Below are 22,639 nucleotides of genomic sequence, written 5' to 3' on the forward strand. Positions count from 1 at the left end.
GCTCCAGCCGCAACCGGTAGCTGCGGCCGGCCTCCAGCTCGACCTCGGCGGTGCTGGTCGGGGGCGAGAACAGCGCGGCGCCCGGGTCGTCGCCGGCTACCGCGGAATCCGCCGACAGCACCTCGACGCCGTCGACGGTGAGCACCGTCCGGCCCACCCCGGCGAAGCCGAGCTCGACCGTCCCGGTCTCGGCCGGCCGGTAGTCGGTGAGGACCTCCAGGCTCGCCAGGTCGCCGGCCGGCGCGTTGCCCAGCCACACCAGGGCGCTGGAGAACCGCACCTCCTCCAGCACCACCGCGCCGGCCGGGTCGCGGAACCGCACCCGCAGCCGGCCGCGCCCGTCTCGGGGTCGGTCAGGGTCTCCACTGGCAGCGGCGCGATGCCCTCCTGCACGACCGCGCCCAGCCGGTAACCCACCACCGCCCCGGGCAGCGCCTGGCGCAGCCCGGCCAGCGGGGAGATGATCTCGCTCGGCACCACCGTCGCGCTGCCGCCGCCCTGGGTACGGGGCAGCTCGGCGTTCTGGCCGCTGACCGCGATGCTGGCCGGCGCCGCCAGCGGCAGCAGCTGCCCGGCGTTGCGGACCAGCACGATGCCGCGCGCCTCGGCCTCCCGGGCGAAGCCGACGTCGATGATCGGCCGGGGCCGGTCGGAGGTGGGCTCACCCAGCGCGCCCACCCGGACGGCCAGCCGCAGCAGCCGCCGGACCTTCTCCTCGACCGCCTCGGCCGGCACCTCGCCGGCCCGCACCGCCGCCACCAGCGCCGGGCCCCAGGCACCGTCCGGGCCGGGCATCGCCAGGTCCTGCCGGGCCCGGGCGGCGGCCACCGAGCGCACTGCGGTCCAGTCCGAGACGACCAGCCCGTCGAAGCCCCATTCCTCGCACAGCGGGTCGCGCAGCAGGTCGTTCTCGGACATGGTCACCCCGGCCACCGCGTTGTAGGCCGACATCACCGTCCAGGCACCGGCCTGGACCGCCTGTTCGAACGGCGCCAGGTACAGCTCGCGCAGCGCGCGCTCGTCCACGGTCACGCTGGCGGTGTAGCGCTCGGTCTCGAAGTCGTTGGCCACGTAGTGCTTGGGGCAGGCGGCGATCCCGGCCGACTGCACGCCCCGGACATAGGCCGCGCCGATCACCCCGGTGAGCAGCGGGTCCTCGGAGTAGGCCTCGAAGTGCCGGCCGCCCAGCGGGCTGCGGTGCAGGTTGATGGTGGGCCCGAGCACCACGTCGACGCCCTTGCGGATCGCTTCGGCGGCGGCGACCTGGCCGTAGCGGTAGGCCAGTTCCGGATCCCAGGACGCGCTCAGCGCGGTCGCCGAGGGCAGGTTGAGCGACGGATCGCGCTCGTCCCAGATAGCGCCGCGCACCCCGGACGGACCGTCGGACAGCACCATCGGCCGCAGCCCGATCGCCGGTTCGCCGTAGGTGGTCCACATGTCCGCCCCGGTCAGCAGCCGCACCTGCTGCTCCAGGGAAAGGCTGCCGACCAGGTCGGCGAGGCGTCGCTCCAGGGCGGCCGGGTCGGGGAGGGCGCTGGCTTCGGTACTGGTGCCGGTCTCGTGCGTGGTCACAGCCGCACCTCTTCCGTGGGTTGCTTCCGATGCTAGTTCGGCGCGGAGGGCGCAGCAGAGCCCATATCCTCGACAGCTCAGGCTGTGGCGGACGACCGGCGATCGGCCGGCTCCTGACCAGGCCGGAAGGGCAGGTCGAGCATGACCGCGGCAGTGGATCAGGATCGGCGCGAGTGGGACGTCATCGTGATCGGCGGCGGTGCCGCCGGGGAGAACGCTGCGCAGTACGCGACGCAGTTCTCCGGCCTGCAGGCGGTGATCGTGGAGGCCGAGCTGCTCGGCGGCGAGTGCTCGTACTGGGCGTGCATGCCGAGCAAGGCGCTGCTGCGGCCGGTGGAGCTGCTCGCCGCCGGCCGGGACCTGCCCGGAGTGCGGGAGCTGCTCGGCGACCGGAAGCTGGATCCGGCACCGGTGCTGGCCCGGCGCGATGCGGTGGTCAACCACCTCGACGACAGCTCCCAGGTGAACTGGGCGCTCGGCGCCGGCATCGACGTGGTGCGTGGCTACGGCCGGCTGTCCGGGGTGCGCGAGGTGACGGTGACCGGCCCGGACGGCACCGAGCGGGTGCTGACCGCCCGGCACGCGGTGGTGCTGGACACCGGCAGCTCGCCGGCGATCCCGCCGGTGCCGGGGCTGGCCGAGGCCCGGCCGTGGACCTCGCGCGACGTGACGAACCTGCACGAGATCCCGCGCCGGATGGTGGTGGTGGGCGGCGGCGTGGTGGCCTGCGAGTCGGTGACCTGGCTGCACGGGCTGGGCGTCGAGGAGATCACCGTGGTCGAGGGCGCGCCCGGCCTGCTGGCCCGCAACGAGCCGTTCGCCGGTGAGATCCTCGAGCGCGGCTTCGCGCAGGCCGGCATCACCGTCCGCACCGGCGCCAAGGTCACCGCGGCGCACCGGGCGGAGGTCAACGACGCGCCCGTCGGGCACCGGCACGGCGGCGAGGTGACCGTCACGCTAGACAGCGGCGAGCAGCTCACCGCCGACGAGGTGCTGGTGGCGGCCGGTCGCCGGCCACACAGCGACGACCTGGGGCTGGAGACGGTCGGGCTGAAGCCCGGCGGGTACCTGACGGTGGACGACCAGCTGTGCGTCGAGGGCGTCGAGGGAAACTGGCTGTACGCGATCGGGGACCTGTGCGGCCGGGCCCTGCTGACCCACATGGGCAAGTACCAGGCCAGGATCGCCGGCGAGGTGATCGCCGCCCGGGCCGCGGGACGGCCGCTGGAGACCGGGCTGTCCGGCCGGCATGCCGACATCGTCGACCACGACCAGGTGCCGCAGGTGACCTTCACCGATCCCGAGATCGGCTCGGTGGGCCTGACCGAGCAGCAGGCCCGCGACAAGGGCCTGGACGTCGAGGCGGTCGAGTACGACCTGGCCAACCTGGCCGGTACGTACGTGCTGCGGGAGAACTACGTCGGCCGGGCGAAGCTGGTTCTCGACCGGAAGGACGACGTGCTGGTCGGCGCGACCTTCGTCGGCACCGGGATCGCCGAGCTCACCCACTCGGCGACGGTGGCGGTGGTGGCGCGCGTCCCGGTGCCGGTGCTGTGGCACGTGGTGCCGTCCTACCCGACGGTCAGCGAGGTGTGGCTGCGGCTGCTGGAGGAGTTGGACAAGCGCCGCCGGGGCTGACCGCCGCACGGCTCGGCTTGCTGATGTCGCGAGCAGTTGTGCCGGCAGGCCCGCGGCGCTGGCAAGTGAGCAATCTAAGCTGACTGGATGGCTGTTCTGACGTCGGTCATCACCTGCCCGGTCTGCGGTGAGCAGGCGCGAGCGGTCATGCCGGAGAACGCCTGCCAGCACTTTTACCGGTGCACCGGTTGCGGGGAGACGCTGAAACCGCGGGTTGGCGACTGCTGCGTGTTCTGCTCTTACGGAGACGCCAGGTGCCCGCCGGTGCAGGCCGAGGCAACGTCAGGGTAGGTGCTTGCCGAGCCAGCCCAGCGGCCTGCCCAGCCAGCGGTTGCGGTGCCAGCCGCGCTGTATCACCTGCTGCCGAGCAAGCCGCAGCCGGTCACGAACCCGGACCAGCGGCCCGGTACGGGTGAGGTCTTCGATCTGCTTGGCCTGCCTGGCAGCCCACCGGGCACAGCGCGGGCACAGCGCCACTTCCGGATGGTTGCCCAGGTGCACCAGGCGGGCCGGGTCTTCGATCAGTCCGCAGCACCAGCATTCCGAGCGGCGGGACGGCTCATTGGTTGCCACGGCGGTAACGGCTGTCATGAGATGAACGGTAAGGAGCTTGCCGAGGCCGCACAACATACGCACGTACGTCTGGCTGCTGTATCCCGGGTGGGTCGGCTTCTCGCGCCATGGCGACGTCGAGTGTGTACTGCATGGGCTGGATAACACTGCATCGGGCTGGATAACTGAGTGCAACACTTCTATCCAACAGGCTGCAGCTTCCGTTCCCCGAGGCATCCGAGAGGTGGGCATGGACATCCGCGAGCTCGACCGGCGAGCCATGGACGTCACCGCGCGGCTCGTCCCGCTCGTCACCACCGAGCACTGGCACCGCCCGACCCCGTGCGAGGGATGGCAGGTGCACGACCTGCTCGCGCACATCCTCGGGCAGTATCACGGGTTCGCCCTTGCCGCGTCGGGGTATCCGACCAGCCTCAAAGACTTCCGTCCCCGGCCGGTGCGGGTCGAGAACCTGGTGGCCGACTATACGGCGGCCGCCGACCGGGTCAACACCGCGTTCACCGAACCCGGTGTGCTGGAAAGGCAGTTCCACCTGCCGGAGATCCGCGACGGCGGTTCCTTTCCGGCCACCGCGGCCATCGGTTTCCACCTGGTCGACGAGGTGGTGCACGCCTGGGACCTGGCCAAGTCGATCGGAACAACCGTCGACTTCGACGCGGAAGTGGAGAAGGTAGCCCTGGCGGTCGCGGTCCGGGTGCCGGACGACCCGGCGTCACGCGGGCCGGGATCGGCGTTCGCGCCTGGTTACCGGCCGGACCCCGAGCTACCCGTCCTGGACCGGATCGTGGCACTGCTCGGCCGGCGTCCGGACTGGTCACCCGCCGGGTAGCAGGCCGCGCTCAGAGCACCGGCAGGGTCAGCACCTGATCGACAGTGCCGGTGGGGACGGTGACCTGGACCGGCAGCTGGCCGCCCCGGTAGTTGGTGTCGCCGCCGGCCAGGTAGAGCGCGATCCGGTGGCCGGCGTCGAACCGGTGCGCGATGCCCGGCAGCGTGATGTGCACGGCCGCCGTCACGTCGGCGATCCGGGCCGGGGCCACCAGGCCGTGGATCAGGCGGGCGGTGCCGTCCGGGCCGACGTCGTAGAGCTTGGCGAACAGCACCAGCTGGCCGGCCGGTCCGCTGCCCTGGCTGAGTGCCGCGGCCGGCGCCGACAGCCGGACATCCAGGGTGGGCGTGCCGACCACGGTGACCGGTGCGGTCAGCGGAGCGCCGGTCCAGGACGCGAAGGTGCCGGCAACGTTGACGTCGGGGTTGTCCAACGGCACCTCGACCTTGGCGCCCACCACGTCGAGGTTGCCCAGGGTGCCCGGCGCGCCGGCCGGCGGCGTCGTGAAGGTCTGCGAGCCCGGCCGGATGCCGCCGCCGACCAGCTCGGTACCGGACAGGTAGAGCCGGCGCGGCTTGCCGACCGGGTAGCCGGGCGCGGTGGCGACCGTGCCCGTCCAGTCCTGGTAATAGGCGAACGCCGGGCCGGTGCTCACCGCGCTGCCCTTGAGGTAGTGGTCGAACCAGGCCTGGATCCGGTTGGCCTCGTAGGCGGCGCCGGCTGCCGACGGGGTGCCGCCGGAATGGCCGTCGTAGCGCCACATCAACGCTACCGGGGTGTGCTGGCGGCGCAGTGCCTGGTAGGTGGCGATCGACTCGTTGAGGTTGAACAGGGTGTCGACCTCGCCCTGGTCCAGCAGCACCGGAACGGTGATCCGGGGCAGGTAGTCGGCCACCGAGGCGTGCCGCAGCCGGGCGGCGTCGTCCGGCTGCAGATACCCGGTGGTGCCGCCGGTGACCAGCGCCGGGCAGACGAAGTCGGCGAAGTTCGGGCAGCCGACCAGCCGCTGCGGATCCTGCTGGGCGTACTGGACGCCGTCGAAGATGCCGATCGCGGAGAAGGCGGCGGCCCAGCTCAGCTTGGTCGCGCCGGGCGTGCTGCCGGCGGCGTTGTTCGGGTCGAGGGAGTAGGACAGGTCGTGCCAGGTGATCTGCGGGTTCAGCGCGTCGACCCGCGGGTCGACGGCGGCGACCGCGAACTGGATCTGGCCGCCGTACGAGCCGCCCCACATGCCGACCCGCGGGTCGTGCGCCTGGGCCCGCCCCTGATGGTCGAGGGAATCGTGCACGATGTAGTCCGGCGCCGGGAACTCCTCGGTGTGCCCGGCGTCGGTGAACGCGATTCCCGGTGCGCCGCCGAGGAAGCTCACCAGCTGGCTGCCGGCGGCGCCGTCGTAGTCCGGGTCGTCCAGGGTGATCTTGCAGCCGGAACCGCCGAAGCCCAGGCCGGAGTAGGAGAGCACCGCGTAGCCCAGGCCCGCGTAGCGCTGGGCGAACGGCGCCTGGTCGGCGGCCGAACCGCCGAAGCCGTTGGTGGTGAGGATCGCCGGCACCGGGTGCCCGGGCGAGGCGTCGGCGGGGGTGTAGAGGTCACCGACCACGTCGCACTGCTGCCGGCTGCCGGCCGGGCCCACCGTCACCGCGAAATGCAGCGCCTGGGTGCGGTAACCGGCCGCGGCGGCACCGGCCGGGGAGCTTGCGACCGGCAGGGACGAGCCGAGCAGGCCGGCGGCGGCGCAGGCAAGCGCGACCGGAACGGCGAAGAATGCGGCGCGACGCACGGATACCTCCAGCAGCGATGGGGTTGCTGGATATAACGATCCGGCGTCATACCGGTGACGGAGCTTCGGCCCAGCCCGGTAACCGACGGCGTGGGTCGATCTTTGTCAGCCGCAATCCGGCCCCAGCACGACGCCGCCCCGTCCGAACCGTTCGGACGGGGCCCGCGGGTGGCGGTGAGGCGTCGACCGGGGGGTGTCAGCGTCCCAGGCGGCTGGTGGCGTCGGTGACCGCGGAACGGCGGCTGAGCAGCACGCCGAGGGCGATCATGCCCAGCCCCAGAATCAGGTGCAGCCAGTTGTCGGCGGTGTTCACCGGCACGAAGTTGCCGTCGGAGTTCTGGTCCACGATCAGGCCGTAGATCCAGAGCACCAGGTAGATCACGCCGCCGCCGACCAGGAACAGGTAGGCGGTGCGGGCCTGCCGGGCCATCGCGAGGCCGGCGACCCCGAACAGCAGGTGGACGATGTTGTGCAGCACCGACACCTGGAAGATGCCGATCAGCTTGGCCGTCGACTCGTGTCCGGCAAAGGACATGTCGTCGTAGTTGGTGGTGATGCCGGGAATGAAGCCAAGGATGCCGACGAGCAGGAAGACGGCGCCTACCGCAGCCGCGGCCTTCTGGATATCGGTACGCATAGCATCGCCGGAGTTGAATCTGGTCACTGAGCCTCCGTCAGGATGAGGCAGAAGAGCGGCCAGCCGGCAGCAGCACGTACGGCCAGCGGTCCGCAGCTGCTTGTCGAGCCATCTTCAACCTATTCCTGCGGTTGAGGGATTGCAATTTCCTGCCCGGAAAAACCTGTGCAGCGAGGACGGCCGCCGGGCCCCGCGCCGGTGAGCCCCCTGTAATTGCATCGCTCACCGGGCTCCCCCTAGACTCAAGGCCTAGTGGAGGGCCGTTGGCCCGCGCGCGGCTCAATCACGAGCCTTTCGATGCTCGGCTCGGGCGTCTGTTCCACAACCGCTCCTGCTGGGCATGGATCGCGGGTAAACCCATGATGATGAGCGTTTCCGGCGTTCGAGGCTTTCGTCCTTTCCGGACGGAAACCCCTCGACTGACGATCGCTCGCCCCCGAACCACGCGGTGCGGGTCGCCTCCCTGAGCTGGATCGATGTCCGACGTCTGGTCGGGAACATCGCCGAACGCCGGAGCAGTGCCTCCGCCGCACGACGCGCTGAGACCACAGCGCTCGCTCTGCCGAACTCGAGGAGTTCACCATGACCGAGGAATACAACCCGCCCTACACCTCCACCCCGTTGGCCACCGGTGCCGACGCGGTTCCGCCCGCCACCCCTCCGGTGGTCGGCTATTCCGCCCCGCCGGCCGGCGGCGCCACCGAGCCCGGCTCCGGGGGGAGCACCACCGAGGTGGCCAAGGACCAGGCGGCCCAGGTGACCCAGGGCGCCGTGCAGGCAGGCCAGCACGTGGCCGGCGTGGCCAAGGAGCAGGTGGTCAACGTCGGCGCCGAAGCCGGCCGGCAGGCCAAGGACCTGCTGTCGCAAGCAGGTTCGGAGATCAGCCAGCAGGCATCGTCGCAGCAGCAGCGGCTGGCCCAGAGCATCCGCTCGCTGGGCGATGAGCTGCACAAGATGACCCAGCCCGGTGAGCAGGCGTCCGGGCCGGCCGCCGACCTCGCCCGCCAGGGTGCCCAGCGCACCCGGGAGTTCGCGTCCTGGCTGGAGCAGCGCGAGCCCGGTGAGGTGCTGGAGGAGGTCAAGGACTTCGCCCGCCGGCGTCCCGGCACCTTCCTGCTGCTGGCAGCCGGTGCGGGCCTGCTGGCCGGCCGGATGACCCGCGGCCTGCAGGCGGCCAGCAGCGACCAGGGCCAGAGCAGCCAGTCGGGCAACCACTCCAGCCTGGCCGGCGACCCCAGCCAGTGGGGTGCCCAGTACGGCTCGGGCGTCCAGTACGGCGAGACCACCCAGTACGGCGGCGCGCAGTACGGCGAGTCCGACAGCGCCGTGGTGCTCGGCACCGTAGAGGAGATCGAGGTGGTCCGGCCCTACGCCTCCAGTGAGGACGGCCCGTCCGGCTACCCGACCACCAGCGGCCCGACCACCGGCGGCACCCTGTGAGTACCTCCTACGAAGGCGGCAGCCCGCCCGGTGCCGAGCGCGCCTCGATCGGCGAGCTGTTGTCCGACATCAGTTCCGACCTGAGCACCCTGATGCGCCAGGAGGTCGCGCTGGCCAAGGCCGAGCTGAGCCAGTCGGCCAAGCAGGCCGGCAAGGGCGGCGGCATGCTGGCCGGTGCGGGTGTTGCAGGCCACTTCGTCCTGCTGTTCCTCTCGATCTGCCTCTGGTGGGGGATCGGCAACCACACCGGCCGTGGCTGGTCCGCCCTGATCGTCGCCGTCATCTGGGCGATCATCGCCGCGATCCTGGCCGCGACCGGCCGCAAGGAGATGAAGAACGTCACCGGTGTGCCGAGGACCGCGGACACCGTCAAGAAGATTCCCAGCGCTGTCGCAGGAAACGAGGAAACCCGATGACGACCAGCAACGACCCCGACCAGATCCGCGCCGAGATCGAGCGGACCCGTGCGAGCCTGTCCAACGACGTCAACGCCCTGACCGACAAGGTGACGCCGAGCCATGTGGCCCGCCGGCAGGTCGACAAGGCCCGCGGTGCGGTGTCCAGCGTGAAGGACCGGGTGATGGGGACCGCCTCCGACCTCGGCTCCTCCGTCTCCGACAAGGCCTCCCAGGTGTCGGGCAAGGCATCCGACATGGGCGGCGCGGTGTCGGGCAAGGCATCCGACGTGGGTGGCGCGGTGTCCGGTGCACCGTCCGCCGTCAAGTCCCGCGCGGCCGGAAACCCGTTGGCCGCCGGGGTGATCGCCGCCGGTGTCGGCTGGCTGATCGGCTCGCTGCTGCCGGCCAGCGAGCGGGAGAAGCAGGCCGCCAGCCAGGTCAAGGACCAGGCCAGCCAGACCGTCGCACCGGTGGTGTCCGACGCCGTCAAGGAGGTTGCCGACAACCTCAAGCAGCCGGCCCAGGAAGCGGTCGAGTCGGTCAAGGGCACCGCCGCCGAGGCCGCCCAGACGGTCAAGGAGGAGGGCCAGTCCTCGGTGCAGGACGTGCAGGACAAGGCTGTCGAGGCCAAGGACACCGTCCAGGAAAGCCGTAGCTGAGCCTGCGTTCCCGCCGGCTCCCCACTATCCGTCGCTTCGCGACCTGACCGGAAAGGAGCGCGATGTCCAACGACGCCATCGTGCTGTTGAAGGCCGATCACAAGGAACTCAAGGCCGTCTTCAAGCAGTTCCAGAAGGCGGGTGAGGACGACACCCAGAAGAAGGGCGAGCTCGTCGGGCGGATGATCGAGCTGCTGACCGTGCACACCTACCTGGAGAACGAACTGGTCTACCCGGAGGTGCGCGGGCAGCTGCCCGACCTGGAGGACGACATCCTGGAGTCCTTCGAGGAGCATCACGTCGCCGATCTGCTCTGCCACGAGCTGAGCACCATGAGTCCCGACCACGAGCGCTTCGACGCCAAGACGACGGTGCTGATCGAGAACGTGCTGCACCACATCGAGGAGGAGGAGCAGGAGTGGTTTCCCAAGGTGCGGGAGAACATGGGCCGCAAGCAGCTGTCCGAGCTCGGTGAGCGGCTGCTGCAGATGCGCCAGACCGCTCCGCGCAGCCCGGCCGACCCGAGGGCGGTGAAGTCGGCCGCGGACGCCGACGGCAGGTAGCCCGACTCCGGCCGTTTCGGCAGCCGGATGATCTGTTCGGGGTTGCGCCCCGGTCGCCCAGGCGGCCGGGGCGCACCTGTGTCCGCCAGCGGTGCGGAGATGCTCAGGCGGCCGGGGCGGCCCAGTCCCGCACCGCGTCGCGGAGCGCGGCGTCGGCGGCGGCCGGATAGGGGAAGCAGGCGTTGTGCGCACCCGGCAGCACGGTGCACCGGCCCGATGCCAGGCCGGCCAGCCGGTGCGCCCAGGCCGGCGGCGCGAAGCCGTCCCACTCGCCGGTCAGCACCAGCACCGGCAGCCGCAGCTGCCCGGCCCGCTCCTCGGGCCGGTCATGCATCGCATCGCGCAGGAAGCCGAGCACGCCGTACCCGCCGCTGTGCAGGTAGGACGGCAGCACCGCCGGGATCTCTGCCCACCGTTCCCGGGCGAAGGTGCTCGCGCCCCGGCGCACCAGCCGGAGCGCGCCGCGGGCCGCCGGGTCGAAGGTCGGGCCGGCCAGCACCAGGCCGGCCAGCCGGTCGGGCACCCGCAGCGCGGTGACCGAGACCGCCTGGGCGCCGGTGGAGTGGCCGAGCAGCACCACGCCGCGGCGGTCGCCGGCCGCCAGCCAGTCCGCGACGGCGGCGCCGACCCCGGCCACCGTCGGCGGGCAGGCCCGCGCCCGGCCCCAGCGCCAGCCCGGCAGGTCGAGCACCGTGACCCGGGTCCAGCCCGCGACCCGGCGGGCCCACGGCGCCAGGTAGCCGGGCGCGCCGAGGCCGGGCAGCATCACCACCTCCGGCAGGTCGGTGGGGGTGCCGGCGACCAGCAACCGCACCGGACGGCCGCCGATGCTGTCGTGCCGCAGCTGCCAGCTACCGGCCGGCGCACCGCGGCCGGGCCACGCTCGCATTTCCGGCCCGTCCGTCAGCTCTGGCTGTTGATCTTGAGTACGCCGTCCTCGGACACCAGCCCGAAGGTGGTCTGTTCCGACACCTTCCGGCCGTCCTTGTAGGTGTAGTTGACCGTGGCCACCACGGTGTCGGGCGGGCTGCCGGTCACGTCGCTGACCGTGACCCGCCGGATCTGGCCCCAGTACGCGTCGTAGGTGTCCCGGCCGCCGGCCCGGCCGTTCTGGAACTCCTCGGTCAGCCGGGTCCAGGCCTCGTCGGTGTTAGCCGGCAGCAGGGCGTAGTAGTCCCGGATCGCCTTGGCCAGCTCGGCCGCGCTGGGCGAGGTGTCAGCCGGCGTGCTGTTCGCGGTGGAGGCCGGCGGCTCGCTGGACTGGCTGGTCTGGTTGCTGGCCGGTGCGGACGAGCTCGGCGCCGGGGTGCTGGACGGTCGGGTGCTGGAAGCCGCGGTGGTGCGGGGGGCGCTCGTCGAGCCCGGGCTGGTCGCCGGTGGGTTGGCGGTGTTGTTGTCCCGGTTGAGCAGCAGCAGGCCGGCCACGATGGCGCCGATCAGCAGCAGCGCCACCACCAGGGCTACGAGCAGGCCGGCCGAGCGGCGCGGCTCCGGATCGTCGTCGTGGACCGGCGGGCCGACCCGCGGCGGTTCACCGGGACTGCCGGCCACCGGCAGCGCCGTCGTCCCGGCCGCTCCGAGCGGTCCGCGGCCGATCAGCTCGGTCGGGCCGCCGGCCAGGTCCGCGGCCGCCGGGGCGATCACCGGGCCCACCGCGGCGGGTTCGGCCGGGCCCGGCCGAACAGCCGTCGGGTCCGCCAGCGGCGGCGGCTTGATGGGCGGCGGCGAGCTGAGCGGCAGGGTGGTGACCGCGGTGATCGCGGCGCTGTCGCCGTGCAGTGCCGTCAGGGTGTGCGCGACGTCGATCATCGGCGGTCGGGCGGCCGGGTCGGCGGCCAGCATCCGCTGCAGCAGCGGGGTCAGCGGGCCGCTGCGCCGTGGCGGGTTGACCCGGCCGGAGGCGACCCGGTGCAGCACCGCCATCGGGTTCTGCTCGCTGCCGAACGGCGGGACCCCCTCGGTGGCGGCATACAGGGTGGCGCCGAGGGAGAAGACGTCGGAGGCGAAGCTGGACTCCTCGCCGCGGGCCACCTCGGGTGCCAGGTAGGCCGGCGTGCCGGTGACCATGCCGGTGGAGGTGAGGGTGCTGTCGCCGAGGGCGTGCGAGATGCCGAAGTCGGTGATCTTGGCGGCGCCGTCCTCGGCGATCAGGATGTTGCCGGGCTTGACGTCGCGGTGCACGATGCCGGCGGCGTGCGCGGCAGCCAGCGCGGCGGCGACCTGGCCGCCGATCCGGGCCGCCTCGGTGGGCGGGATCGGCCCCTGTTCGTTGACGATGCGCTGCAGGCTGGTGGAGGGCAGGTACTGCATGACCAGGCAGGGTTTGTCCTGGTATTCGACGATGTCGTAGACCGGCACGGCGTGCTGGTGGTGCAGCCGTGCGGTGATCCGGGCCTCCCGCATGGCCCGCTGGCTGATCAGCTCCGTCTCGGCGTCGGACAGGCCCGGTTGCGGGCGCAGTTGCTTGACCGCCACCGCGCGTTGCAGCAGCTCGTCCCAGGCCTGCCAGACGATGCCCATGCCACCGGTGGCAATGCGGGTCACCAGCCGGTAGCGCCCGGCGATGAGGGCGTCAGGCCCACTCACTGGCAACCTCCCCACCCGTTCGCCGCCGGTGCCCTTACTTCTAACAGACCCTACCGACCGGGCGGAGCGGGGGGAAACGCCTGCCGGCCGGAGTGCGGGTCGCGGCCGCGGCCTGGCTGGCCGGCACTCCCGAAAGCCACCATGTCGGACGCATCAGCTTTAATAGTGCCTGCCTCCTCCCTCCGGGACGGCCGCACGACCCCCGGCGTGTGCAAAAGGAAGTGAGCGGCATGGCGGCACAGGCGTCGCACCAGCAGGCCCAGGCCGGCATCTGGACCACCTTCAGCGAGTCCCCCGTCGCGGTCAAGGCGATCTTCGCCGGGGTGTTCGTCAACCGGGTGGGCGGCTTCCTCAACATCTTCCTGGTCCTCTACCTCATCGCCCAGGGCCACTCGGCGTCCGAGGCGGCGGCAGGGCTGGGCAGTTACGGCATCGGCGGCGTGATCGGGGTGCTGATCGGCGGCATGCTGGCCGACCGGCTCGGTGCCCGCAACGCCACCGTGCTTTCCATGTCGAGCTCGGCGGTGCTGATCCTGTCGCTGCTGTACTTGCACGACTACTACCTGCTGCTGCTCGCGGTCGGGGTGGTGGGCCTGGTCAGCCAGATCTTCCGGCCGGCCTCGGCCACCCTGCTGTCGGAGCTGACGCCCGAGAGCCGGCAGGTGATGATCTTCGCGATGTACCGGTTCGGGCTGAACGTCGGCACCACCGCCGCCCCGCTGCTCGGGTACGCGCTGTACAACCTCGACCACCAGCGCTTCACCCTGCTGTTCTGGGGCGAGGCGCTGGTTGCGCTGGTCTACGCCGTGCTGGCGATGGTGACGTTGCCGCGCCGCACCAGCCCGGCCGCCGCCGACCCGGCCGTGCCGGCATTGGCCGGTGGCTACCTCGACGTGCTGCGCGACCGGCGCTACCTGCTGTACCTGATCGCCACCATGATCAACGCCGGCATCTACGCCCAGTACCTGTCGACGCTGCCGCTGGACGTCAAGGCCGAGGGCGTGCCGGTGTTCTGGTACACCGTGGCGGTGGCGCTGAACGGCGTGCTGGTGATCGCCTTCGAGCTGCCGCTGACCAAGCTGTCGCAGCGCTGGCCGTTCAAGCTGACCGTCGGCGTGACGATGCTGCTGGTGGGGCTGGGCATGGGCTGCTACGGGCTGCCGCTGGGGCCGGCGGTGATCATCCTCGGCACCCTGATCTGGACCACCGCGGAGGTGATCGGCGCCCCGACGGTGTTCGCCTACCCCGCGATGGCCGGTCCCGCGCACCTCAAGGGCCGCTACATCGGCAGCTTCCAGTTCATGTTCGGGCTGGGCACCGCGGCGGGGCCGGTGGTGGGCGGCGCGCTGTTCACCGTGCTCGGCCATGGGGTCTGGTGGGTGCTGGCGCTGGGTGCGCTGGTGTCCGCGCCGTGCGCGGTGGCCGGGGTGCGTGGCCCGGCCGGGTCGGGTGCCACCGGGTCCGGCAAGGACGCGGAGTCCGAGGGTGAGCCGCCGGTCGAGCTGCCGCTCGAGGGCATCGCGATCGCAGAGGCGCCGAAGGGGTAATCGGCGTGGTCACCCTGGAGGACGTGCGGCGGTTGGCGCTGCCGCTGCCCGGCAGCTACGAGGCGCTGATCCAGGACCGGATCAAGTTCAAGGTCGGCCGGATCGTCTACCTGTCGGTGGCCCCGGACGAGCGGTCGATGGGGTTCGCCTTTCCGAAGGAGGAGCGCAACGCGCTGGTGGCCTCGGAGCCGGACAAGTTCTTCCTGCCGATCCCGTCGGACCTGCGCTACAACTGGGTCCGGGTCTGGTTGACCGAGCTCGACCTGGACGAGCTCGCCGAGCTGGTGCCCGACGCCTGGGCGATGGCGGTGCCCAAGCGGGTCGCGGCGGCCTATTTCGACGGGCGTGGCTGAGCCCTTCCCGGGTGGAATTACCGCTGACGAGGACCAGAAACAACCCTCACTCGGTACCGGAGGCGGTTTCACAGTAAACTTCCGGTAACGCTCGGGACTGAGCCCTAGTACCCGTTGAGTAATCGATGTGTGCGTAAGGAGCTGAGCATGGACGCGGAACTGACCCCGATGTCTGACGACGAGCTGGCTGCCGAGGGCGTCACCGCCCTGCCCGACAAGGAAGTCATGTCGTTGCTGGACCTCAACGCCAACCTCGACCTGGCCCTGGACGTGGCGGCGCCCATCGACCTCGCGGTCGGTGCGAACGCCAACGTCGCGGCCCCGATCAACGCCTCGGTGGGCGCCAACGTGCTGTCGCTGGGTTCCTCGGCCGGTGCCGAGGCCCTGCAGGCCGCCGAGATCCACCAGGGCATCACCGGTGACGCCACCGCCACCGCCGACCAGACCAGCGGCATCGACCAGACCGACGCGCCGGCCGCCACCACGCCGACCGACGGCGCGGTCACCACGCCGGACCCGACGTCGGTGACGGGCGCGCTGGACGGCAACCTGCTCAATGTCAACGTCGACCTGAACGGCGACCTGGACCTGACCGCCCCGATCGACGGCGCGGTCGCGGCCAACGTCAATGCCGCGGCGCCGATCGACGCCGCGGTGTCGGCCAACGTCGGCTCGATCGACTCGGACGCGACCGCGATCGCCCAGCAGTCGGCCGTGATCGACCAGAACGTGACCGGGGACGCCACCGCCACCGGTATCCAGGACTCGACGATCAACCAGTAACGCCGGATGAGCGTCGTCAGCGACGACGGCGCGGCCGGCGGGCTGGACTCGCCGGCCGCGACCGTTGCAGAGGCGGCCGACGTACCGGTGCCGGCCGCCGGCCTGCAGCTGCTCGGGCTGATGTCCGGTTCGGGGTACCGGGAGGTACCCGCGCTGGTGCGCCGTGCCGACGGGCAGATGCTGCAGCTCACCGGGCTGCTCTACCGCGTCCTGGAGGCGGTGGACGGCGAGCGGAGCTACGGCCAGATCGCCGAGCGGGTCGGCGCGGAGACCGGCCGGTCGATCACCGCGGCCAACGCGCGGATGCTGGTCGAGTCGAAGCTGCGCCCGCTCGGGCTGGTGTGTCCGGAGGACGGCTCGCAACCCCAGCCGCGCAAGGCCAACCCGCTGCTGGCGCTGCGGTTGCGGTGGGTGGTATCCGATCCGGCGGTGACCAACCGGCTCACCACCCCGTTCGCCTGGCTGTTCCTGCCGGTGCTGGCCGCCGCGGTGCTGGTGGCATTCGTGCTGGTGTGCAAGTGGGTGCTCTTCGACCGGGGCCTGGCGCTGGCCGCCCACCAGGCCTTCGACCGGCCGGGCCTGTTGCTCGCGGTCTTCGCGATCACCGTGCTGTCGGCCGGCTTCCACGAGTTCGGCCACGCCGCGGCGGCCCGCTACGGCGGCGCCCGGCCGGGTGCGATGGGCATGGGGCTGTACCTGGTCTGGCCGGCGTTCTACACCGACGTCACCGACAGCTACCGGCTGAGCCGGGCCGGCCGGATTCGCACCGACCTGGGCGGCCTGTACTTCAACGCGCTGCTGTCGGTGGGAATGTTCGGGGTCTGGGCGCTGACCGGGTGGGACGCGGTGCTGCTGGTGATCGGCACCCAGCTGATCCAGATGGTCCGGCAGCTGCCGCCGCTGTTGCGCTTCGACGGCTACCACCTGCTCGCCGACATCACCGGCGTGCCGGACCTGTTCCACCGGATCAAGCCGACCCTGCTGGGGATGCTGCCCGGCCGGTGGGGGAGCCCGGAGTCCAGGGTGCTCAAACCGTGGGCTCGGGTGGTGGTCACGCTGTGGGTGCTGCTGGTAGTGCCGCTGCTGGCGCTGACGGTGCTGGTCACCCTGCTGAGCATGCCGCGCGTGCTGGCCACCGCGGCGGCCAGCTTCCGTCGCGAGTCCGGCGCGATGCTGGACCGGTTCGGTGCCGCCGACGTGGCTGGCGGGCTGGCGAAGCTGCTGGCCGTGATCGCCGTCGGGCTGCCGATCTTCGGCATGTGCTACCTGATCTTCCGGACGGTCCGGCAGCTGGGCCGTGCGGTGTGGCGGGCGACCGCGGGCCGGCCCGCGCGACGGGCGCTGGCCGGGCTGGTGGCGGTCGCGGTGCTGGCGGGCCTGGTGTTCGCCTGGTGGCCGCGCGGCAACTACCGCCCGATCCAGTCCTACGAGCGCGGCACGCTCGGTGAGGTGCTGCCGGCATCGTGGGCCGGACGGTCGGTGCCGTCCGGGCTGCGGGAGGGCCGGCAGGCCTCGGCGGTGACCGTCTGGCCGGCGTCGGCGGGTGCGCTGCCCACGGCCGACAAGCCGGCCCTGTCGCTGGTGCTGGTGCCGCGGACTCCGTTGCCGGACGGCACGGCGGCGCCGACCTGGGTGTTCCCGTTCAACCGGCCGGCCGCCCCCGGGGCGGGGGACAACCAGGCGCTGGCGGTGAACACCACGAACGGCTCGGTGGTCTACGACGTCGCGTTCGCGCTGGTGTGGGCCGATGCGGATGCGGTGCTGAACAAGAACGAGGCATACGCGTTCGCCAGCTGCACCGGCTGCCGGACCACCGCGGTCAGCTTCCAGGTGGTGCTGATCGTCGGCAACGCGCACGTGGTGGTGCCGCAGAACATCTCGGCGGCGGTCAACTACAACTGCCTGGCCTGCGTCACCCAGGCGCTGGCGGTGCAGCTGGTGCTGAGCCTGCCGGGTGCGCCGAGTGCGGCCGAGACCGCCGAGGTCGAGGCGTTGTGGCTGCAGATCCAGGCCTTCGCCGGGCAGCTGGGCGGGCTGTCCTACGCCGAGATCCACGCCCGGTTGACCGCCTACGAGCAGCAGTTGGCCGGCATCGTCACCAAGTACGCACCGCCCGGTGGCGGGGCCGTTGCCAGCGGAAGTCCGACCGCCTCGCCGAGCGGGTCGCTGACGGCGCCCTCGGCAACCGACTCCTCCGGTGTCGCAGGTGTCGGTGGGACGGAGTCGGCCGGCAGTTCGGCGGCGGGTTCGGTGCAGCCGAGCGAGTCGGCCAGCCCGGTGGACTCCGGGTCGGTGTCGCCGTCGCCGTCGGAGTCCGGGTCGCCGTCGGAGGTGGTCAGCAGTTCGGAAGTCGCGTCGGTCGAGCCCACCGGGTCGCCGACTTCGACCCCGTAGCCGGGCCGGGTCGTCTGCCTTTCAGTGACTGTGCTCCGTGGCGGGCGTTGTGCCGAGGTCGTCGCTGCGTCCGGCCTCGAGGCGTGACCACTGGGCGGTCGGCCGGCCGTTCAGCGAGAACTGGCTGCCGCGGGTATCGAACCGCTGCGGCCAGCCCTCGGGCGAGTCCTCCCAGAGCTCCTGCCGGCCGTAGGCGGTCCGGTCCAACAGCCCGTACGACGGCGCCATGATCTCGTTGCCGCGGCCGGTGGTCCAGTAGGTCTCGAAGACCCGGTCTGAGTCGCGGAGGTAGCTGACCAGGATGCCGAAGTGCCGGTCGGCGACCAGTTCGGCCACCGACTCCGGCGGCACCGAGTACCAGGGGACGGGCCAGCCCATGAAGTCGCGGTAGCGCGAGCTCTCCTCGTACGGTCCCTCGCAGAACGTCGCGTAGCTGACATCGCGGGAGTGCAGGTAGGACAGCTCGCTGATGTGGCTGGTGGAGAAGGTGCAGCCCACGCACTGCTCCGCGGCGGGCTTACCGGTGTGCCACATCTGGTAGTAGGCGATCAGCTGGGAGCGGCCGGCGAAGATGTCGATCAGCGGCACCGGCCCGTCAGGACCGGTCAGCTTCGTGGTGGAGTCGACCTCGACCATGGGCAGCCGGCGGCGCTCCGCGGCCAGCGCGTCGCCGGCTCGGGTATGGGCCTTCTCCTTGACGCGGAGCTCGTCGAGTTTCGCCTGCCAGGTCTGGCGATCGGTGACCTGCGGCAGGGAGGTGGCAGTGGGCTCGGACATGCCGCTTGTCTAGTCCTCCTCGGCGCGGAGCACAACCGCCGGCTACCTCGTTCCCACGATGCACCGCGCCACGCCCGGCACCCGGACCGTGCCGTCCCCGGCGTAGGCGCTCACCTTCTCGATGGCGTGTGCCCGGATCCGCTGCCGGGCCGGCTCGTCGACCTGGCGAAGTGCGGCGGCCACCAGCGAGACGTGGTCGGCGGTCATCTCCCAGTACTCCTCGGGCGATCGGGTCACCAGCTCGATGCCGACGTCCCACTCGTCGACGTCGCGCAGCCCTGCTCTTTCGTACAGGGCGCCGATGAATCCCGGAGCGGCGCACCGGTACATGTTCGGCCGGTCCGGGTCGGGCGGGGGTGTGGCCACCGCGGTCGCGATCGCCTGCATGGCGATGGTCGTCCACGGGTTGTCCTCGGGCCTGATCCAGACCGACGCGCAGAGCCGCCCGCCCGGCTCGAGCACCCGCGCGAACTCGGCCGTCGCCCGGGCGAGGTCCGGGAAGAACATGTACCCGAAGCGGACCGAGACGCTGTCGAAGGTGGCGTCGGGGAACGGCAGGTCGTCGGCGCTGCACACCTTCGTCTCGATGTTGGTGGTCCCCTGCGCCTTGGCCCGCCGGGCGGCTACCGCCAGCATCTCGGGGGAGAGGTCGGTGAGCACGACGCGTCCTCTCGGCGCCAGCTTCGCGACGCTCAGGCCCGGTTCACCGGTGCCCGAGGCGATGTCGAGGTGCTGCTGGTCCTCGGCGATGCCGAGCCTGTCGATCATGGCCGCGCCGACCGGGCCCAGCTGGTCGAGGATGATGGTGTCCCACTTCTCCCAGCTCGCGGACAGGCCGGCCCAGGCTGCTCGCTGGCCGTCCCGGATCTCCTCGGCGCTCGGCATCGGTCCTCCCGGAAGTCGTGCGCCCATCGAACACCATGGCGGTGCCGTTCAGCACCCGGAACGGCCCGGAGCGGGTACCAGATCCGGAGCTGCCATGTTGCGCCACGCCGGGTGAGCCTGATGAGTCGGCGCGTCGCGGGCGGGCGTTCGTGCTGGCCGACCGCGTTGTGCCAGGTTGTGCGGTAGGTCATCCGGCCGGTGGCTAGGCTGGATCTCGGCGAAGGGGGTCACATGATCCGGTTTCTTCTGGTGCTGCTCCTCATCTGGGTTGCGATCGCGGTGATCGGCGCGGTGATCAAAGGCCTGATCTGGCTCACCATCCTCGCCGCCATCCTGTTCCTGATCACCCTCATCATGGGCAGCGCCCGGTTCGGCCGGGGCCGGGCTCGGCGCTGATCCGCATCCTTCGCCTCTGCCCGGAGCCAGGCCCCATCGCCGCTTCGCCGGGCTGTCGGCTCGCCGCTCCGCCGGTGGGCTTCTGACGTCAGCCGGTGGTGCGTCCGTAGCGATTGCGTGCCTTCAGCCGCACCATGGGCAGTTCCGGCGCCGGCAAAGGTTCCGCGCTGCAGCTGGTGACCTTGCCGAACCGCCGCCCGGCGATCCAGTCCTGCCGGGCCTGGACGATCTCCTCGTGCGAGCGTGCGACGAAGTTCCACCACATCACCAGGTCCTCCTCGAACGGCTCGCCGCCGAGCAGAACCACCCGGGCCTGGCCCGCAACCTCGAGCGTGAGTTCCGAACGGCCCGGCGCCAGGTACAGCAGCGATCCCGGCGTCACCCGGGCGTCGCCGACGGCCACGGCGCCGGACATCGCCAGCACGCCGTATTCGAAGGAAGGCTCCAACGGCAGCCGATGCGGCCCGGGCACCGGCAACACCAACTCGACCGCCACCAGTGGCGTGTGCACGCCCGCCGGTGAGGTAGCGGAGCCGAACCGCCCCGCGATGACGGTGCAGGTCGCGTCGCCGTCCCGGAGCACCGGGAGTACGGGGTGGTGCTCGAACCGCGGTGCACCGTGGCGCTCCCCGTCCGGCAGGGCCACCCACAACTGCAATCCGTGCATGCCCGGCGGATGCTCCGGCGGGGACATCTCGGAATGCGAGATCCCGTGCCCGGAGCTCATCAGGTTGAGCTGTCCCGGCCGGATCGACTGGTCGCTGCCCAGGCTGTCGCGGTGCACCATCTCGCCGGCTACCAGCCAGGTCACCGTCTGCAGACCGGTATGCGGGTGTGGCGGAATCTGCATGCCGGGTCGCCCGCTGAGGTCCTCAGGCCCGAAGTGATCGACGAAGCACCAGGCGCCGACCATGCGGCGCTGCCGCTGCGGCAGCAGCCGGCGCACGGTGGCGTAGCGTCCCAGCGGCACGTCGTGCCCGGCCAGCAGCACGCTGTCCGGCTTCGTCGCGGTCGCCGTCGTGCCGCCGTACAGCTGGTCGTCCATCGACACCACGCTCCTCATCGACTTGTTCTGCGGACCCGGTCTGTCTGTCTGCCTGCCGCCGTCAGGCTGTCGGCGCTAACCGGGCCAAGCATCCGCCGGCGGGATTGGACCGTGTTCGGACCGCGCGGAGCAACACACTAACGTCGCGGCTACAGAGTCTGCCCGCGCTGGACCGGTCGGCCGCCGAGATCGCCAGCTGCTCCGGTCCAGTTCGACGGTCGGATGCTCATGAGCAACAGGTTCCCCACCGAGTATCAGATGTCATTCCCGCGGCTCCCCACGTTTGCCCCTTGCACGCTGGAGAAGAGGCATCGGGCTGCAACATTCAGGCCTGCAGGCGCGTCTATGCGTTCGGGGGAGGGAGGTATGACGCGCACTGGGCGATCGCGATGATCTGCCTATGTGCGGAGGCAAGGGTCTTACGGTCGCCGGTCCGACACCGGCGGGCTTCGGCGTCGGTTTCGACCGCCGCCAGTAGGGGGAGATCACATGCGCACACCGGTATCGATTGCTGCGGTTGCCGTCGTCACGGCGGCCGGACTGCTGTACTCGGGGTCGCCGGCCTGGGCCGCCGTCCCGACCAACGACACCATTGCCGGGGCGACGCCGATCTCTGCGCTGCCCTTCACAGCGACCCTCGACACCACCCAAGCCACCACCGACGCCGGTGATGCCAGCATCAATGCCGACTGCGGCGCACCCGCGACCGAGGCCAGCGTCTGGTACTCCTACACCGCTACGGCCGACGGAGCCGTGGTCATCGACGTCAGCCAGTCCAGCTACTCCGCAGGCGTCATCGTCGCCACCGGAACGCCCGGCAGCCTCGTGCTGGACACCTGCGGGCCCGGCGCGGTGGCCGAGGGCGTCACCGCCGGCCAGACCGTGTACATCATGGCGTTCGACGACACCCCAGGGTCGGGCAACGGCGGCACCTTGCAGATCTCGGTCGACACCGCGCCACCGCCGCCGGACCTGTCAGTGACCGTCGACCCCGTCGGAAGCTTCAACTCCCACACCGGTGTCGCCACCATCAGCGGGAGCGTGACCTGCACCGGCGGTGACTTCGTCGACTTAGAGACCGACCTGCGCCAGAAAGTCGGGCGAGTCGCGATCACCGGCTCCGGGTTCACGGAGTTGCCCTGTGACGGAACCTATCGCTGGTCGATCGACATCCTCGGCGACAACGGGCGCTTCGCTGGCGGCAAGGTCGCCACTGTCGAGTTCAGCTTCGCCTGCGGAGCCGTCTTCTGCAGCCAAGGCTTCACCACGCAGACGGTGACCCTCAAGAGCGCGAAGAAGTAGCCGAGCGCAGCACCAGCCCGGCGGCTCACGGACCTCGGTAGGGGCGGCGGCCTGCCGCCTCTACCGGGAGGTGCTACCGGTCGTACCCCACAGTGGCGTGGTCACGCTGTGGGTACGACGGCGGCCGTGAGCGGGCGTCTAGTCGAGTTCTGCACGCAGGCGATCGCGTTCGGCCAAGATGCGTTCACGCTCACCTTCGCTGGATCAGGAGATCTGCAGGTCCAGTACCACCGTCGCCTGAAGTTCGGAGAGGCTGAACGCCAAACACAATCTGGTCCGGGCACTACTTGAGTCCGATGCGGAGGCGGCGAGAGCGCCACCTCGGCTCTCCCAGATGTGCCCCTGAACTACTTCGGTTGATGGGTGACAGATCTAGTTCGGTTGTTTGGTGACACTCGTTTTCAGAGTAGGACGACCGCCGGGGATCGACGCTCGTTTCTTGCGGACCTCCCCTCGGTGCTCGCGCTGCTGGGTGCGTAGTA

The 22,639-nt window shown here is 71.2% G+C and carries 22 protein-coding genes; 13 read left to right on the forward strand and 9 right to left on the reverse strand.

Features of this window, described 5'->3' with window-relative positions; all coding sequences use genetic code 11:
• Nucleotides 1-96: 96 nt before the first annotated feature.
• A complete protein-coding gene (locus VLJ82_RS12705; RefSeq protein ID WP_408663725.1) occupies nucleotides 97-1,572 on the reverse strand; it encodes a glycoside hydrolase family 3 protein in 1,476 nt (491 codons plus the stop codon).
• A gap of 141 nt (nucleotides 1,573-1,713) precedes the next feature.
• Here VLJ82_RS12705 and VLJ82_RS12710 point away from each other — a divergent pair, with 141 nt between their 5' ends.
• Together VLJ82_RS12710 and VLJ82_RS12715 are read left to right on the forward strand one after the other, a co-directional pair.
• Nucleotides 1,714-3,210, forward strand: coding sequence for a dihydrolipoyl dehydrogenase family protein (locus VLJ82_RS12710; RefSeq protein ID WP_408663726.1), 1,497 nt, complete (start codon nucleotides 1,714-1,716; stop codon nucleotides 3,208-3,210).
• Nucleotides 3,211-3,297: 87 nt separating this feature from the next.
• Complete coding sequence (locus tag VLJ82_RS12715; RefSeq protein WP_408663727.1) at nucleotides 3,298-3,501, forward strand: GDCCVxC domain-containing (seleno)protein; 204 nt, start codon at nucleotides 3,298-3,300, stop codon at nucleotides 3,499-3,501.
• Here VLJ82_RS12715 and VLJ82_RS12720 read toward each other — a convergent pair.
• A complete protein-coding gene (locus VLJ82_RS12720; protein ID WP_408663728.1) occupies nucleotides 3,493-3,801 on the reverse strand; it encodes a hypothetical protein in 309 nt (102 codons plus the stop codon). The genes VLJ82_RS12715 and VLJ82_RS12720 overlap by 9 nt on opposite strands.
• Before the next feature lie 211 nt (nucleotides 3,802-4,012).
• Between VLJ82_RS12720 and VLJ82_RS12725 the strand changes: the two genes are divergently transcribed.
• Entirely contained in the window at nucleotides 4,013-4,612 is a 600-nt protein-coding gene (locus tag VLJ82_RS12725) for a TIGR03086 family metal-binding protein (protein ID WP_408663729.1), read from the forward strand.
• Between the two features lie 10 nt (nucleotides 4,613-4,622).
• Here VLJ82_RS12725 and VLJ82_RS12730 read toward each other — a convergent pair whose 3' ends face one another.
• Nucleotides 4,623-6,392, reverse strand: coding sequence for a CocE/NonD family hydrolase (locus VLJ82_RS12730; protein ID WP_408663730.1), 1,770 nt, complete (start codon nucleotides 6,390-6,392; stop codon nucleotides 4,623-4,625).
• A gap of 196 nt (nucleotides 6,393-6,588) precedes the next feature.
• Nucleotides 6,589-7,029, reverse strand: coding sequence for a DUF4383 domain-containing protein (locus VLJ82_RS12735; protein ID WP_408663746.1), 441 nt, complete (start codon nucleotides 7,027-7,029; stop codon nucleotides 6,589-6,591).
• A gap of 582 nt (nucleotides 7,030-7,611) precedes the next feature.
• Between VLJ82_RS12735 and VLJ82_RS12740 the strand changes: the two genes are divergently transcribed.
• From VLJ82_RS12740 to VLJ82_RS12755, 4 genes are all read left to right on the forward strand, one after another.
• On the forward strand, nucleotides 7,612-8,469 hold the full coding sequence (locus VLJ82_RS12740; RefSeq protein WP_408663731.1) for a hypothetical protein: 858 nt from the start codon (nucleotides 7,612-7,614) through the stop codon (nucleotides 8,467-8,469).
• Nucleotides 8,466-8,885, forward strand: coding sequence for a phage holin family protein (locus VLJ82_RS12745; RefSeq protein ID WP_408663732.1), 420 nt, complete (start codon nucleotides 8,466-8,468; stop codon nucleotides 8,883-8,885). Before VLJ82_RS12740 ends, VLJ82_RS12745 begins: the two co-directional genes overlap by 4 nt.
• Nucleotides 8,882-9,526: a DUF3618 domain-containing protein gene (locus VLJ82_RS12750; protein WP_408663733.1), complete on the forward strand. Its 645-nt coding sequence runs from the start codon at nucleotides 8,882-8,884 to the stop codon at nucleotides 9,524-9,526. The genes VLJ82_RS12745 and VLJ82_RS12750 overlap by 4 nt, the downstream gene beginning before the upstream one ends.
• Before the next feature lie 62 nt (nucleotides 9,527-9,588).
• Nucleotides 9,589-10,089, forward strand: a complete 501-nt coding sequence (locus tag VLJ82_RS12755; RefSeq protein ID WP_408663734.1) for a hemerythrin domain-containing protein — start codon at nucleotides 9,589-9,591, stop codon at nucleotides 10,087-10,089.
• Nucleotides 10,090-10,192: 103 nt separating this feature from the next.
• On the opposite strand, the gene VLJ82_RS12760 is transcribed toward VLJ82_RS12755, so the two are convergent.
• The gene (locus VLJ82_RS12760; RefSeq protein WP_408663735.1) at nucleotides 10,193-10,978 is read right to left on the reverse strand and encodes an alpha/beta fold hydrolase; all 786 of its coding nucleotides are present in this window, start codon (nucleotides 10,976-10,978) and stop codon (nucleotides 10,193-10,195) included.
• 14 nt (nucleotides 10,979-10,992) lie between these two features.
• Nucleotides 10,993-12,675, reverse strand: coding sequence for a serine/threonine-protein kinase (locus VLJ82_RS12765; RefSeq protein ID WP_408663736.1), 1,683 nt, complete (start codon nucleotides 12,673-12,675; stop codon nucleotides 10,993-10,995).
• Between the two features lie 230 nt (nucleotides 12,676-12,905).
• Here VLJ82_RS12765 and VLJ82_RS12770 point away from each other — a divergent pair, with 230 nt between their 5' ends.
• The 4 genes from VLJ82_RS12770 to VLJ82_RS12785 all read left to right on the forward strand — a co-directional run bounded on the left by VLJ82_RS12770 (nucleotide 12,906) and on the right by VLJ82_RS12785 (nucleotide 17,752).
• A complete protein-coding gene (locus tag VLJ82_RS12770) occupies nucleotides 12,906-14,222 on the forward strand; it encodes an MFS transporter (protein ID WP_408663737.1) in 1,317 nt (438 codons plus the stop codon).
• 5 nt (nucleotides 14,223-14,227) lie between these two features.
• On the forward strand, nucleotides 14,228-14,575 hold the full coding sequence (locus VLJ82_RS12775; RefSeq protein WP_408663738.1) for an MmcQ/YjbR family DNA-binding protein: 348 nt from the start codon (nucleotides 14,228-14,230) through the stop codon (nucleotides 14,573-14,575).
• Between the two features lie 147 nt (nucleotides 14,576-14,722).
• Nucleotides 14,723-15,358: a peptidoglycan-binding protein gene (locus VLJ82_RS12780; RefSeq protein ID WP_408663739.1), complete on the forward strand. Its 636-nt coding sequence runs from the start codon at nucleotides 14,723-14,725 to the stop codon at nucleotides 15,356-15,358.
• A gap of 6 nt (nucleotides 15,359-15,364) precedes the next feature.
• A complete protein-coding gene (locus VLJ82_RS12785) occupies nucleotides 15,365-17,752 on the forward strand; it encodes a hypothetical protein (RefSeq protein WP_408663740.1) in 2,388 nt (795 codons plus the stop codon).
• A 21-nt stretch (nucleotides 17,753-17,773) separates the two neighbouring features.
• Here VLJ82_RS12785 and VLJ82_RS12790 read toward each other — a convergent pair whose 3' ends face one another.
• Together VLJ82_RS12790 and VLJ82_RS12795 are read right to left on the reverse strand one after the other, a co-directional pair.
• Nucleotides 17,774-18,529, reverse strand: coding sequence for a DUF899 family protein (locus tag VLJ82_RS12790; protein ID WP_408663741.1), 756 nt, complete (start codon nucleotides 18,527-18,529; stop codon nucleotides 17,774-17,776).
• 42 nt (nucleotides 18,530-18,571) lie between these two features.
• Nucleotides 18,572-19,414 carry a class I SAM-dependent methyltransferase gene (locus VLJ82_RS12795; RefSeq protein WP_408663742.1) on the reverse strand — a complete coding sequence of 281 codons (843 nt, stop codon included), beginning with the start codon at nucleotides 19,412-19,414 and terminating at the stop codon, nucleotides 18,572-18,574.
• Nucleotides 19,415-19,645: 231 nt separating this feature from the next.
• Between VLJ82_RS12795 and VLJ82_RS12800 the strand changes: the two genes are divergently transcribed.
• Nucleotides 19,646-19,810, forward strand: a complete 165-nt coding sequence (locus tag VLJ82_RS12800) for a hypothetical protein (protein ID WP_408663743.1) — start codon at nucleotides 19,646-19,648, stop codon at nucleotides 19,808-19,810.
• Between the two features lie 88 nt (nucleotides 19,811-19,898).
• Here VLJ82_RS12800 and VLJ82_RS12805 read toward each other — a convergent pair whose 3' ends face one another.
• Nucleotides 19,899-20,873 (reverse strand): pirin family protein, encoded by a 975-nt coding sequence (locus VLJ82_RS12805; RefSeq protein WP_408663744.1) that lies wholly within the window; start codon nucleotides 20,871-20,873, stop codon nucleotides 19,899-19,901.
• 471 nt (nucleotides 20,874-21,344) lie between these two features.
• Between VLJ82_RS12805 and VLJ82_RS12810 the strand changes: the two genes are divergently transcribed.
• On the forward strand, nucleotides 21,345-22,157 hold the full coding sequence (locus VLJ82_RS12810) for a hypothetical protein (protein ID WP_408663745.1): 813 nt from the start codon (nucleotides 21,345-21,347) through the stop codon (nucleotides 22,155-22,157).
• Nucleotides 22,158-22,639 lie beyond the last annotated feature (482 nt).

The organism is Jatrophihabitans sp. (genome assembly GCF_035474675.1).
Classification (GTDB): domain Bacteria; phylum Actinomycetota; class Actinomycetes; order Mycobacteriales; family Jatrophihabitantaceae; genus Jatrophihabitans_A.